This window comes from Streptomyces sp. 8K308 (assembly GCF_004348315.1).
Lineage (GTDB): Bacteria > Actinomycetota > Actinomycetes > Streptomycetales > Streptomycetaceae > Streptomyces.
The window spans coordinates 1-13,877 of record NZ_SMKC01000180.1; the positions used below are offsets into that span (position 1 = coordinate 1).

General features: G+C 73.7%; 7 protein-coding genes. 4 read left to right on the forward strand and 3 right to left on the reverse strand.

The window, feature by feature from the left end:
* The first annotated feature begins 105 nt into the window (after positions 1 to 105).
* The 3 genes from E1265_RS22590 to E1265_RS22600 all read left to right on the forward strand — a co-directional run bounded on the left by E1265_RS22590 (position 106) and on the right by E1265_RS22600 (position 10,174).
* Positions 106 to 6,045 carry a beta-ketoacyl synthase N-terminal-like domain-containing protein gene (locus E1265_RS22590; protein ID WP_279571451.1) on the forward strand — a complete coding sequence of 1,980 codons (5,940 nt, stop codon included), beginning with the start codon at positions 106 to 108 and terminating at the stop codon, positions 6,043 to 6,045.
* The gene (locus E1265_RS22595; RefSeq protein ID WP_132932743.1) at positions 6,042 to 8,381 is read left to right on the forward strand and encodes an acyltransferase domain-containing protein; all 2,340 of its coding nucleotides are present in this window, start codon (positions 6,042 to 6,044) and stop codon (positions 8,379 to 8,381) included. Before E1265_RS22590 ends, E1265_RS22595 begins: the two co-directional genes overlap by 4 nt.
* A gap of 164 nt (positions 8,382 to 8,545) precedes the next feature.
* The gene (locus E1265_RS22600; protein WP_132932745.1) at positions 8,546 to 10,174 is read left to right on the forward strand and encodes an FAD-binding oxidoreductase; all 1,629 of its coding nucleotides are present in this window, start codon (positions 8,546 to 8,548) and stop codon (positions 10,172 to 10,174) included.
* Between the two features lie 66 nt (positions 10,175 to 10,240).
* Here the strand turns inward: E1265_RS22600 and E1265_RS22605 are convergent, their stop codons facing one another.
* Positions 10,241 to 11,131, reverse strand: coding sequence for an SDR family NAD(P)-dependent oxidoreductase (locus E1265_RS22605; RefSeq protein ID WP_132932747.1), 891 nt, complete (start codon positions 11,129 to 11,131; stop codon positions 10,241 to 10,243).
* 83 nt (positions 11,132 to 11,214) lie between these two features.
* Here E1265_RS22605 and E1265_RS22610 point away from each other — a divergent pair, with 83 nt between their 5' ends.
* Positions 11,215 to 11,826, forward strand: coding sequence for a TetR/AcrR family transcriptional regulator (locus tag E1265_RS22610; RefSeq protein WP_243741021.1), 612 nt, complete (start codon positions 11,215 to 11,217; stop codon positions 11,824 to 11,826).
* Between the two features lie 69 nt (positions 11,827 to 11,895).
* On the opposite strand, the gene E1265_RS22615 is transcribed toward E1265_RS22610, so the two are convergent.
* Positions 11,896 to 13,422 carry a PQQ-dependent sugar dehydrogenase gene (locus E1265_RS22615; protein WP_132932751.1) on the reverse strand — a complete coding sequence of 509 codons (1,527 nt, stop codon included), beginning with the start codon at positions 13,420 to 13,422 and terminating at the stop codon, positions 11,896 to 11,898.
* 129 nt (positions 13,423 to 13,551) lie between these two features.
* A partial coding sequence (locus E1265_RS22620) for a hypothetical protein (protein WP_207931170.1) occupies positions 13,552 to 13,877 on the reverse strand: 326 nt, incomplete at its 5' end.

Below are 13,877 nucleotides of genomic sequence, written 5' to 3' on the forward strand. Positions count from 1 at the left end.
GTCCCCGTCGCCCCTGTCCCGGTCGCGCCCGCCCCGGCAGCCCCCGCCACGGGCGCCGCCGCCCACCGGGCGGCGCCCGTCGGCCGGCCGCTGGACATCGCCGTCATCGGGATGTCCTGCCGCTACCCGGGGGCGGCCGACTACCGTGAGCTGTGGGCCGGTCTCGTCGCGGGCCACGACGCGATCACCGAGGTGCCGGCCGAACGCTGGTCCCTGGCCGACCACTTCCAGCCCTGGCCACCGGCCCCCGGCCGTACCTACTCCCGGTGGGGCGGCTACCTCGCCGACATCGACCGGTTCGATCCGCTGTTCTTCGGCATCGTGCCCGCCGAGGCGGACTACATGGACCCACAGCAGCGGCTGTTCCTCGAGGAGAGCTGGAAGGCCCTGGAGGACGCCGGCCTCGACCCCGCGGGGCTGGGCCGGGCCCGCTGCGGCGTCTTCGCCGGCGCGCCGCCGTCGGACTACGCCAACCTGCTGCGCGAGCGCGGCCAGGCCGGCTCGCCCCACGTGTTCACCGGCAACTCGCCGGCCATCCTGCCCGCCCGGGTCGCCTACCACCTGGACCTGACGGGACCCACCTTCGGCGTCGACACCGCCTGCTCCTCGTCCCTGGTCGCCCTGCACCAGGCGTGCCGAGCCCTGGCGGCGGGCGACTGCGACCTCGCCCTGGCCGGCGGCGTCGCGGTCTTCGCCACCCCGGAACACCACCTGCTGACCTCCTCCGTGGGCATGCTGTCGCCCACCGGACGGTGCAGGACGTTCGACGACTCGGCCGACGGCATCGTGATGAGCGAGGGCGTGGGCGTCGTGGTGCTCAAGCCGCTCGACAGGGCGCTGGCGGACGGCGATCCCGTGCACGGCGTGATCAAGGGCACCGCGGTCAACCAGGACGGCCGCACCAACGGCATCACCGCGCCCAGCGCGCGCTCCCAGACGGAGCTGGCCCTGGAGGTCTACCGGCGCCACGCCATCGACCCCACCACCATCGGCTACGTCGAGGCCCACGGCACCGGCACCAGACTCGGCGACCCGATCGAGGTCGAGGCGTTGACCGAGGCGTTCCGCGCCTATGGCGCGCCCGCCGGGCGGGTGCCCATCGGCTCGATCAAGACCAACATCGGACACACCTCGCACGCCGCCGGCGTCGCCGGCCTCATCAAGGTGCTGCTCGCCATGCGGCACCGCACCGTGCCGCCGTCGCTGCACTTCACGACCCCCAACCAGCTGATCGACTTCCCCCGGACGCCGTTCCACGTGCCCACCGAGCCGACCGAGTGGCGGAGCCTGGGACCGCGCCGCGCCGCCGTCAGCTCGTTCGGGTTCAGCGGGACCAACGCGCACGTGGTCGTCGAGGAGTACCCCGACATGCGCCCGGCCACGTCGAGTGGCGCGCCCCGGGCGCTGGTGACGCTCTCGGCCGCCACCGAGGACAGCCTGCTGCGCGGGGCACGCGAGCTGCGGCGGCACATCGCCGCCACCCCCGGCCTCACACCACACGACGTGGCCGTCACCACCCAGCGCACCCGGGCCGCACTCGGCCACCGGCTGGCCCTGGTCGGCGGGTCGCTCGCCGAGCTGTGCGCGCTGCTCGACCTGGCCGTGGCCGGCGCCGAAGGGCCCGGTCTCTGGCGCGGCACCGTCGAGCCCGGCGGCCGTCCGACACCCGCGGCGCCGCTCACCCCGGACGCCGACCTCGACACGGTCGCCGCGGCCTGGGCCGCCGGCGGTCGGTTCGACTTCGCCGGACTCCACGCGGACGGCCCGGTGCGTCGGGTCCACCTGCCGGGTTACGCCTTCGCCCGGGAGCGCTGCTGGATGCCGGAGCCGGACGCGTCGCCGTCCGACGCCGCGGCCGCGCCGCCGGCCGCCCACCCCGCCCTGCCGCGGGGCGCGGCGGACACCGACGCCGGGCCGGACGGGGTACGCGCCGCGGTGCTCGCCACCGCGGCGGCCGAACTCGGCGTGGCCGCCGAGGACCTTGACGACCAACTGCCCTCCGACGACCTCGGCTTCGACGACGCCGCGCGCGTCCGGCTGACGACGGCCCTCGGTCGTCGTCTCGGGGTGGACCTGCCGCCGACCGCGCTGTCCTTCCGCACCTCGCTGGCCGAGCTGACCGGGGGCATCGTGGCCGGCGAGTGGCCCGCCACGACCGATCCGATCACCGAGACCCGGGCCCCGCAGAGCGCGGCGCCGGCGGCTCCGACCGCGGCGGCGCCCGCCGAGCCCGAGCCCGACCTGGTGCGGCGCGGGGAGCGCTTCCTGGCCGACGTGCTCGCGACCGAGGCCAGGCTGCCCGCCGACCGTGTCAACCCCCGGGCTCCGCTCCAGGACTACGGCATCGAGTCTGTCCTCGTGGTGCGCCTCACCCAGCGCCTCGAGGAGACCTTCGGCCCGCTGCCCTCCACGCTCTTCTTCGAGTACCAGTCGCTCACCGCGCTGGCCGGGTATCTCGCCACCGAGCACCCCGCCACCCTCGCCGAGGCGACCGGCGCCACCCCCGCGGCCAGCGCCACCCACGGGGCCGTCGACGCCCCGGCGGTCGTCGCCCCCCGGGCTCCGGCCCCCGTGCCGGCCCCGCGAGCCGTCGAGCCGGCGCCCCGGCCGCCCGCGGGCGGGGACATCGCGGTGATCGGCATGTCGGGTCGCTACCCCATGGCCGCCGACGACGACGCCTTCTGGGCCAACCTGTTGGCGGGGCGCGACTGTGTCACCGAGGTGCCGCCGGAGCGCTGGGACCACGGTGTGTATCTCGACGACGACCCCGAGACGCCCGGCCGCACCTACGCGAGGTGGGGCGGTTTCATCGACGACGTGGACGCCTTCGACGCCCGCTTCTTCCAGATCGCACCCAAGGACGCCGACCAGATGGACCCGCAGCAGCGGCTGTTCCTCCAGACGTCCTGGGCGGCGCTCGAGGACGCCGGCTACTCGCCGTCCCGGGTGCGGGCCAGCGCCCGCCGCCGGGGCACGAAGGACGCGGCGGTGTTCGTCGGCGTCACCTACGGCGAGTACCAGGCGTTCGTCGGCATCCCCATCGCCGGCTACTGGGCGGTGGCCAACCGGGTCTCCTACCATCTGGGCTTCAACGGCCCCAGCATGGCCGTGGACACCGCCTGTTCCTCCTCGCTGACCGCCCTGCACCTGGCCTGCGAGAGCCTGCGCCGTGGCGAGTGCGGCTACGCGATCGCCGGCGGCGTGAACGTCACCATCCACCCCGGCAAGTACCTGCTGCTCGGCGCCGGCCGATGGGCCTCCACGGACGGCCGCTGCCGCACCTTCGGCGCCGGCGGCGACGGTTACGTGCCCGGCGAGGGCGTGGTGGCGCTGGTGCTCAAACCACTGGCCGACGCCCGGGCGGACGGCGACCGCGTCCTCGGCGTCATCCGGGGCACCGCGGTCAACCAGGACGGCCGCACCAACGGCTTCACGGTGCCGAACCCCAACGCCCAGGCCGAACTGATCCACGAGGCTCTGGTCGACGCCGGCGTCGACGCCCGCGAAGTCGGGTACGTTGAGGCACACGGCACCGGCACCGCGCTCGGCGACCCGATCGAGATCGCCGCGCTGACCAAGGCGTACCGCCGCTTCACCGACGACCTCGGCTACTGCGCCATCGGCTCCGTGAAGTCCGCCATCGGCCACCTGGAGGCCGCCGCCGGCGTGGCCGGGGTGGCGAAGACGCTGCTCCAACTGCGGCACGAGACGATCGCCCCCACGCTGCACTCCGAGCCGCCGAACCCGGGCATCGACTTCGTCAACAGCCCGTTCACGGTGGCGCGGGAGTCGCGGCCCTGGCCGCCCGGCACCGCGGCGGCGCCACGGCTCGCCGCCGTCAGCTCCTTTGGGGCCGGTGGGTCCAACGCGCACGTGGTCATCGCCGAGCACCTCGACGACCGCGCGGAGAGCGCGCCGCACGCCCCGGGCGCCGCGCCCCTCCTGCTTCCGCTCTCGGCGAGGGCGGCCGACAGGCTCACCGAACAGGCCCGCAGACTGCGGGACTTCCTCGCCTCCGAGGCCGGCCTGGCCACTCCGCTCCACGACGTGTCCTGGACGCTGCGGGTCGGCCGGGAGCCCTTCGAGCACCGGCTGGCGCTGGTGGCCGCCACACACGAGGAGGCGGTCGAGGCGCTCGACGCCCATCTCGCCGGCCGGACCGTCGCCGCGATCGCCCTCGGAGAGGTGCCGGCCCACCAGGAACGCGGCGGCACGCTGGACGCCGACCGCGCCTATCTGCGGGCACTCGCCGAGCAGGGGCACGCCGCCCGCCTCGGCGAGCTCTGGACGCAGGGCTGGCGCGTCGACTTCGAGGAACTGGCCGGCGACGCGCGCGGACGCGTCGTGAGCCTGCCCACCTACCCCTTCGCCCGCGACCGCCACTGGATCGACCCGGCCGACTTCGGCCAGGGCGGACCCCGGCCCGCGCCCGCTCCCGTACCGCGCCCAGTCGCCGCCCACACCGCCGCGCCCGAGCCCGTGGCCGCGTCCGCCACGGCGCCGGACGCCGAGGTCGACCTGCGGACCGAGCTCACGGCGCGGGTCAGGGAGATCTTCGCCGACCTCACCAGGAAGCCGGTCGAGGAACTCGACGGGGACGCCGACTTCCTGCACTTCGGCTTCGACTCCGTGGTCGTCGTCCGGATGCTCAACCGGCTGATGAAGGCCTACGGCGTCCGCATCCCGGCCAGTTCCATCGAGGACAACACCACCATCGACTCCTTCGTGCGGTACGTCCTTGACGGCGGCTACATCACCAGGGGCCAGGGGGACGAGCGCGACGCCGACCGCGACGAGGTGGCCCGCGTGCTGGCGGCCCCGGCGCTCCAACCGCCCGTGCTCACCCGGGAGGAGCCGTTCCCCGTCGAGTCGGTGTTCATCACCGGCGTCACGGGCGTCCTCGGCGGCCGCCTGCTCTACGACCTGCTGTCCGACACCGGGGCGCGCGTCACCTGCCTGGTGCGCGGCGACGACCAGGCGCGCGCCGCCGCGCGGGTGCGCGGCTTCCTCGACGTCTACGACGAGGAGGGACTGCTGACCGAGGCGTTCGAGCGCCGGGTCGAGATCGTGCTCGGCGACGTCGGGAAGGAGCGGATGGGCCTCACCGAGGAGACCTGGGAGCGCCTGGCCGGCGACGTCGACGTCACCATCCACGCCGCCGCCCGCACCACGCTCGTGACGTTCTACGACGCGCTCGCCCCGGTCAACGTGGACGGCACCCGCCGCGCCATCGACTTCGCGCTGCGCACCCGGCACAAGTACCTGGTGTACGTGTCCAGCTTCAGCGCCATGGGCGACTGGCAGCTGGGCGACAACCGGCCGTTCACCGAGCGGGACCTGGAACTCGGCCAGGGGTATGACCACCTGCCCTACCAGGAGACCAAGTACCACTCGGAGAAGCTGATCCGCGCGGCCACGGAACAGGGTCTTGTGTGGAACATCTTCCGGCCAGGCAACATCATGGGCGACTCCCGCACCGGCCGGTACCCGTTCCAGGACGTCACGGTCCGCGGCGTGTACTACGACATGTTCAAGACCGCCGTGGAGACCGGCTGGTGGATGCGCGCGGCCACCCACTGGGACATCTCCCCGGTGGACTACGTCAGCGCCGGCCTGCTGCACCTCGCCCTGCGCCGTCCCTCCTACCGGGAGACGTACCACCTCACCAACCCCGACGTGCACGACCTCATCGACGTCTACGCGGAGGTCGACGCCTACGGCTACGAGATCAGGCCGATGTCGGTCGCCGAGTACCACCGTCACGGCACCGAGGGGCTGTTCCGCGCCCGAGGCTCCGACGAACCCTACGAGAGCCAGATGCTGGAGATGATCAAGTACGGCGTCGAGATCTGGGGGCCACAGCACTACGACCGCGGCACCTACGCCGACTGCGCGTACACCAGCGGCGTGCTGCGGGAAGCCGGTATCGTCTGCCCGCCCAACCGGGAGCTGGTCCCGCGCTATCTGGAGCACTGCGTCAAGATCGGTTACCTGCCCGCCCCCACCCGCCCGGAGCGGCGCGGCACCGAGGGAGGTGCCCGATGAGCGCGGCCGGCGGGGTCGGCGACGTGGTCGTCTTCTCCGGGCAGGGCGGGCAGACCCACGGCATGGGCGCCGACCTGCACCGGCGGTTCCCGCTCGCCAGGGCCGTGTTCGAGGAGGCCGCCGACGCCACCGGCCTCGACCTGGCACGGATCTGCTTCGAGGACGACCCGCGGCTGCACCTCACCGAGTACACCCAGCCGTGCCTCCTCACCGTGGAGATCGCGTTCCACCGGGTGCTGACCGTCGAGTTCGGCTTCGCGCCACGCCGGTTCGGTGGCCACAGCCTGGGCGAGTACACGGCGCTGGTCGCCGCGGGCGCGCTGCCGTTCGCCGAAGCCGTCCGCCTGGTCAGGCGGCGCGGGGCGCTGATGCAGCAGGCGGTCCCCGAGGGCCGTGGTGCCATGGCGGCCCTGGTCATGGACGACATCCTCGACTCCGAGGCACCGGGCATCGTGGCCGACGCCGGAGTCGAGGTCGCCAACTACAACTCGCCCATCCAGATCGTGGTCAGCGGTGCCGCCGACCGGGTCGAGGGGCTGCGTGACCGGCTCGGTGCGGCGCTGCCCGACCTGACCTTCATCCCGCTGCGGGTCAGCATCCCGTCGCACTGCTCCCTGATGCGGCCCGCGCGGGACCGGTTCGCCGAGCACCTGGCGGCCGCGGCGCGGCACCTCACGCCCGAGCGGGCCGCCGCCGTCGCCTCCAACGTCACTGGCGGACTCCACGAACCGCACCTGCTCACCACCCGCCTGGCTGACCAACTCGCCCAGCCTGTGCGGTGGTTGGACAACATGCGGACGCTGGCGGCCGGCGGACCCGCCCGCATCGTGGAGTTGGGGCCACGGCCGGCCCTCGCGAAGTTCTTCGGGCTGATCGGCGTGCTCGCCACCGCTGTCACCAACGTCACGGAGGTGCAGGCCACGTTCGGCCGGCCGAGGCCCGTGCCCACCACGGCGTCCACCCCCATCCCGGCCACCGCCCCGACGGTCGCCCCGTCGGCCACTCCTGGGGAGCGGCTCGGCTCCGCCGCCTTCCGCGCCGCCCACGGAACCCGCCTGGCCTATGCCGTCGGCGGCACGGCGGAGGCCGCCGCCGGGCCCGCGCTGGTGAGCCGGGCGGCCGGCGCCGGCGTGCTCGGCTACCTGGACACCGCCCGCCTCGACCTCGGACGCGCCACCGCCGAGATCGAACGGCTCGGCGCCACCCTGCCGGCCGGCGCGCCCTGGGGCGTCAACGTCCCCCACACCCCGGAGACCCCCGGGCGTACCGAGGCCCTGCTGGCCGCGACCCTCCGCCTCGGCGTCCCCCGGATCGAGGTCGCCGGCTTCACCACGCCAACCCGGGCCCTGGTGCGCCAACGGCTCTCCGGCCTGCACCCGGGACCGGACGGCCGTCCGCGTCCCGCCCGCCTGCTCATGGCCAGGGTGGGCGGTGTGGAGGCGGCCAGGGCGTTCCTCGCGCCGCCGCCCCCTGGGATCGTCACCTGGCTGCGCGAGCGTGGGCTGATCACCCGGGCCGAGGCCGAGCTCGCTCCCGGACTTCCGATGGCCGACGACCTGTGCGCCGAGGACGACCGGGGCGGTGGCCTCTGGGCCCTCCTTCCCACCCTGCGGCGGATGCGGGCGCGGGCGGCCGGGGAACTGCCGGCCGCGGCCGGCGTACGGCTGGGCGCCGCCGGTGGCCTGGGCGCCCCCGAGGCGGTCGCCGCCGCCTTCGCGCTCGGCGCCGACTTCGTGGTCACCGGCTCCGTCAACCACTGCACCGCCGAGGCCGACACCAGCGAGCTGGTCAAGGACATGCTGGCGGCGGCAGGTCCAGGAGACTTCGCCACGGCGCCCGACGCCACCCTGTTCGAGGCCGGAGCACGCCAGCGGGTGTTGCGCCGTGGCGTGTTCCATCCGGCGCGGGCGCACCGGCTCCACGACCTGCACCTGCACCACGACGACCTATCCGAGCTGGCGCCGGCCGACCGCGAGCGGCTGGAGCGGCAGCTGTTCCGCAAGGACCTCGACGAGGTGTGGCACGAGGTCGCCGCCGACCCCGACCGATGGGGTTCGGCCGTACTGGCGCGGGCCGAGGGCTCGCCCCGGCTGCGGATGGCGCTGGTCTTCCGCTGGTACCTCGCCGACAGCGCGCTCCGGGCCCGGCGCGGCGACCCGGCCGAGCGGCTGAACTTCCGCGTTCCCTGTGGTCCCGCGCTCGGCGCGTTCAACGAGACGGTGCGCGACACCGCGCTCGCCGACTGGCGCGCGCGGCACGCCGACGGCGTGGCCCGGCTCCTGATGGACGGCGCCGCGGGGGCCCTGCGGGACCACCTGGTGGGCGCTCCCGGCTGACCACGTCACGGTCGGCCGGGCCCGACCACCGGAACCACACCGATCACCTGTCACCGATCACCTGTCACCGATCACCCGTTACCGATCACCCGTTACCGATCACCCGTTACCGATCACCCGTTACCGATCACCCGTCACGATCGCCCATCATCGAGGAGAGAACCATGACCACCGGCACCTCACGTCGCGGCTTCCTGGCCGGCGCCGCCACCGGGGGCGCGCTGGCCACCGGGCTGCTGCCCGAGCTCGCGCACGCCCAGGCACCTCGGAGCGCGGCCGCGAGTACCGGAATAGGACCTTCGGACGTCCTGCCGTCCGACCGCAGGTATCGCGACCTGGTCCGGGGGTGGAACGGCCGCTTCGTCGGCGACCCCGACTACGTGACCGTCGCCGGCTCCACCGAGCAGGTCGCCGAGGCGCTGGCCCGCGCGGTCGCCCAGGGCAAGCGCCTCGCCGTCCGCAGCGGCGGCCACTGCCTGGAGAACTTCGTCTCCAACCCCGACGTGCGGGTGGTGCTCGACGTCTCCCAACTGCGCTCCATCCGCTGGGACCAGCGGCACCGCGCCGTGGTCGTCGAGCCGGGCTGCAGTCTTCGCGACGTGTACAAGACGCTGCACACTGCCTGGGGGGTCACCGTGCCCGGCGGCGCCTGCCCCTCCGTCGGCGCCGGCGGGCACATCGCGGGAGGCGGCTACGGGCCGCTGTCACGCCGGTACGGTGTCGTCCCCGACCACCTGTACGCCGTGGAGGTGGTCACCGTGGACCGGTCGGGCACGCCCCGGACGGTCCTGGCCACCCGCGAGCCGCGCGACCCCAACCGGGAGCTGTGGTGGGCCCACACCGGCGGCGGCGGTGGCAACTTCGGCGTGGTCACCAAGTACTACCTGCGTTCCGCCGACGCCCGCGGCAACGACCCGACCACTCTGCTGCCCCGCGCGCCCGAGCAGTCGCGCACCGTGCGGTATGTCTTCCCGTGGGCCGCGCTGAACGAGCAGGGCTTCTCCCGGTTGCTGCGCGGGTACATCTCCTGGCACGCCGAGCACAGCGCGCCCGGCTCGCCCTACACCAGGTTGTTCGCCGACCTGTGGGGCCTGCACGTCAACACCGCCCCCGGCGTCACCCTCAACGTCACCGTGGATCCGAGCGAGTCCGACCACGAGTCGCTGCTCGCGGGATTCCGCTCGGACGTGGTCGACCAGGTGGGTGTCACGCCGGTGGTGTCCGAGACCGTGCTGCCCTGGCTGCAGTCCGTCTGGGCGGCCGGCTACGCGGACACCGGTGCCGTCGTCGGGCGCCGCAACAAGTCCAAGGGCACGTATCTGCGCGCCAGTTACACCGACGCGCAGCTGAGCACCACCTACCGCTACCTCACCGCGACCGACCTCCGGGCGCCGATGGCCGGCGTACTGCTCGGTGGCTTCGGGGGCCGGGCCAACGTGCCGGGACCGGACGACACCGCGGTGCCGCAGCGCGACTCCGTGCTGAAGGTGCTGCACACGGTGCACTGGGACAACCCGTCCCAGGACGAGCGCCACCTGTCCTGGGTGCGCAACTTCTACCGGGACGTGCACGCCGCCACCGGGGGCGTTCCCGAGGTCGACGGCGAGGTGGAGGACGGCTCCTACATCAACTACGCCGACGTGGACGTCGCCGATCCGGCGTGGAACGAGTCGGGCGTCGCCTGGCAGCGCTTCTACTACAAGGACAGCTACGAGCGACTGCGGCAGGTGAAGGGCCGCTGGGACCCGCGCAACGTGTTCCGCCACGCGCTGTCCGTCGAACTCCCCTCCTAGAGGCGGTGGCCCGGCACCGCCCGGGGGGCGGCGGCGCCGGGCCACCGTGCGGAGGAGCCGGGCGACTCAGGTCAGACCGGCGAGGGCGGCGCTGTCGTGCCACAGGGCGTCCGCGGCCCGCGGGTCCCTGGCGAGGGCGGACGGCCGCGGCCAGGTCAATCGGCCCTTGACAAGCGAGGCGTACCCCTGGTCCGCGGGCGGTCGGACGATGCCGAGCGCGAGGTCGGCCAGCGTGCCGCCGGCCTGCGCCCGGCTGCTGTACCGGGGGACCAGGCGGCCGAGCGGCGAGCCGAGCAGTGCCCAGACCAGGCGGATGGCCGGGCTGAAGTTCCGGGAGAGGCCGGTGCCCGGAGTCGCCCCCGGGTCGTAGGCGATGACCGACAGCGCCCTCTCGGCCGCCAGCGGCTGGGCGGCCAGAGCCCGGGCGGTCAGCACGTTGCACAGTTTGGACGACGTGTAGGCGTGGCCGCCGGCCTTGCGGGGCGACTCGTCGAGGTCGGGGTCGAGCTCCGGGTGGGCGAGCAGCTTGGCGTCCGCGTGCCGGGGGGCTGGCAGGATACCGGCCAGCTCGGGGTCGTGCGTCGAACTGCTCGTGATGATCACGCGGGCTCCGTGGGCCAACCGGGGGAGCAGCAACCGCAGCAGCAGGTACTGGGACAGGTGGTTGACGGCGAAGGTGGTCTCGAGGCCGTCAGGGGTGCGCTGGTCGACGCTGTGGAACGACAGGCCCGCGTTGAGCACGAGTACGTCCACCGGGGTGTCGCCGAGCCGGTCGCCCACCGCCTCGGCGAAGGAACGGACCGAGTCCAGTCGCGCCAGGTCGAGTGGCAGTACGTCGAGCCCGTTGGCTCCGGCGGACCTGGCGCCGAGTAAGAGGGTGGCTCCGGAGGCGGCGATGCGGCCGGCCGCCACCTCGCCAAGCCCGGAGGTTCCGCCCGTCATGACGACGGTGGGCATACCAGTTCCTCCTGGTGGATGATAAGTTGATGTTCCGTCAGAATATGAGTGGCGACTCACCTTGTCAAGGAAGGGGGACCACCGTGGTAGGCAGACGCCCCGCGGGGAAAGCGGTGACCGGCGGCGGGACGCTCAGGGCCGACGCCCGGCAGAACCGGGCCCGCATCCTGGAGTCGGCCGAGACCGTCTTCGACGCCCAGGGCCCCTCCGCGTCCACCGAGGAGATCGCGAGAAAGGCCGGCGTCGCCATCGGCACCGTGTTCCGGCACTTCCCCACCAAGGCCGCCCTCGTCGAGGCGGTGTTCGTGGGCCGACTGGCCCGACTCGCCACCCACGCGGAGAAGTTGGCGGAGTCCGAGGAGGCGGGCGTCGCCTTCTTCGACTTCTTCACCACCTGGGCAGAACTGTCCGCGGCCAAGCACTCCTTCGCCGACGCCCTGGCCGACGAGGGCGTGGACGTGCGGGCCGCCGCCGAGCGAGGTCCCTACCCGGCGGTGCGGCGGGAGCTCGCGGCGGCGGTGGAGACCCTGCTCACCCGCGCCCAGGCGGCCGGCGCGGTGCGGGCCGACATCGGAATGCCCGAGCTGAACGCCCTGTTGATCGGAGTCGCCCGCGCCGTCGAACAGGTGCGGGACGCCCCCGCGGTGCGCCGCCGCCTGTTGGGCGCCATCCTCGACGGCCTGCGCCGGCCGTAGGAGCGCGCGACAGGGGCCGACCGCCCGGCACCGCTCACCGGGTGGGCGGCCGGCCCCACGGCCACCTGATCAGCGGCGGACTGCGCAGGCCCGGTCGTTGAGGGTGAAGCGGCTGGGCGGCGAGGCGTCGCCCGTGTGGTTGGCGAGATAGCCGAGGGTGATGCTCGCGCCGGGTGCGATGGAGGCGTTGTGCGTGGCGCTGTTGGCCCTGACGATGTCACCGGACTGGGTCAGGTCGGTGTTCCAGTCGGAGACGATGGTCTGCCCGAGCGGCAGCGGGAACTCCAGGCGCCAGCCGTCGATCGGCGCCGTGCCGGTGTTGGTGAGGGTGATGTCGACGGTCAGCCCGCTGCCCCAGGAGGTGACCGAGTAGGCGACCCGGCAGGCCGGCGTGGTGCGCTCGAACTCCACCCGGTGCAGGCCGCCCGGCAGGTCGTTGACGACGTAGAATTCGCCGTCCGCGGTGGTGCCGACCGCCGTCACCTGGGTGGGGAACTCGCCGATCTCGGCCTGCTGGTAGCCGCCGGAGCCGTCCTCGCGCAGCGCCCACACCGTGGACGAGCAGTAGTCGGTGGCGATGTAGGTGCCGCCCACCAGGTCCGCGTACTGCTCGCCCCGGTAGACGCGGCCGCCGATCACCGCGCAGCCGCCCGTGTAGGGCGAGTACGTGAAGACCGGCTCGGTGTAGTCGGCGCCGGGCGCGCACTGGGCCTCGTCGAACACCTGGAAGCCCTCGTAGCAGGACCAGCCCAGGTTCACCCCGGCCTGCTCGCCCGCCGGCAGGTGGTCGATCTCCTCCCACCTGCCCTGCCCGACGTCGCCGATCCACAGCGAGCCGTCGGCCTGGTCGATGGAGAAGCGCCACGGGTTGCGCAGCCCGCTGATCCAGATCTCCTCGCGGGCTCCGGCCACGCCCACGTAGGGGTTGTCGGCGGGCACGCAGTAGGGGAGCGAGCCGCAGGAGCGGCTCACGTCCAGGCGCAGGATCTTGCCGAGCAGCGTGTCGACGCGCTGCCCGCTGTCGTACGGGTCGCCCGAGCCGCCGCCGTCGCCGATGCCCCAGTAGAGGTAGCCGTCGGGTCCGAAGGCGATCTGCCCGCCGTTGTGGTTGCTGTACTCGGCGTGCTCCTGCGACAGCAGGGGGGTGAGGCTGGCGTCGTCCAGGTCGTACCTGGCGAGCGTCACGGCGCCGTCGGGCAGCGCCGTGTAGGCCAGGTAGATCTCCTGGCTCGCGTTGAAGTCGGGGTCGAGGGCGATGCCGAGCAGCCCGCGCTCGTTGCCCGACTCGTCCACCGAGGCGGTGAGGTCGACCAGCGGGGTGGCGGCGAGACCGGTGTTCGGGTGGTAGACGCGGATGGTGCCGCGCTTCTCCACGATGAACAGGCGGTCGCTGCCGTCGTCCGGCGCGGCGATCGCGACGGGGCGCCGCAGGCCGGAGGCGACCTGCGTGGCGCTCGCGGTGACCTCCTCGAGCGGCACCGCCGCCGAGGCCGCCGGCTCCGCCGGTTCCGCCCGTGAGCCCGCCTCGGCGGGCGTCCCGAGCAGCGGAAGTGATAAGGCGAGGATGAGCGCGCTCGCCCAGCGTCGTCCTTGCATGTCGGCTCCAAAGGAGAAGGGGGTGATTCCTCGGGAACTGGCGTGCACGGACCCGGAGTTGGTGGAGCGGGACGGGCCGGGTCCGACGAGAGCGACACGCCTCGCCGGACGGTAGCCGTTTCCCGCCCGTCACACCAGGCCGCGGGAGCCGGGGTCAGGAACGGACCAGGGCCAGGATCTCGTCCAACGGCGGCACCAGGCTGGTGTCTCCGCCCGCACCCGGTGCCCGCCGTGCCGGAACGCGTAGGTGAAGGCGTCCGCCACCGGCGAGCCCACGACGTCCGCCGGCAAGGCGGCGAACTCCTGGCCGGCGAGCAGCCCGGTCAGCTCGGCCAACTTCCGGTCATCGAGCCGCCGTTCCTCCACCCCGCCGCGCCGCTCCACGGTGACGGCGCCGTCCGCCGCGACCGTGATGACATCGCTCACCCCCGCGATCCCGCCGGTCACCCGCAGCT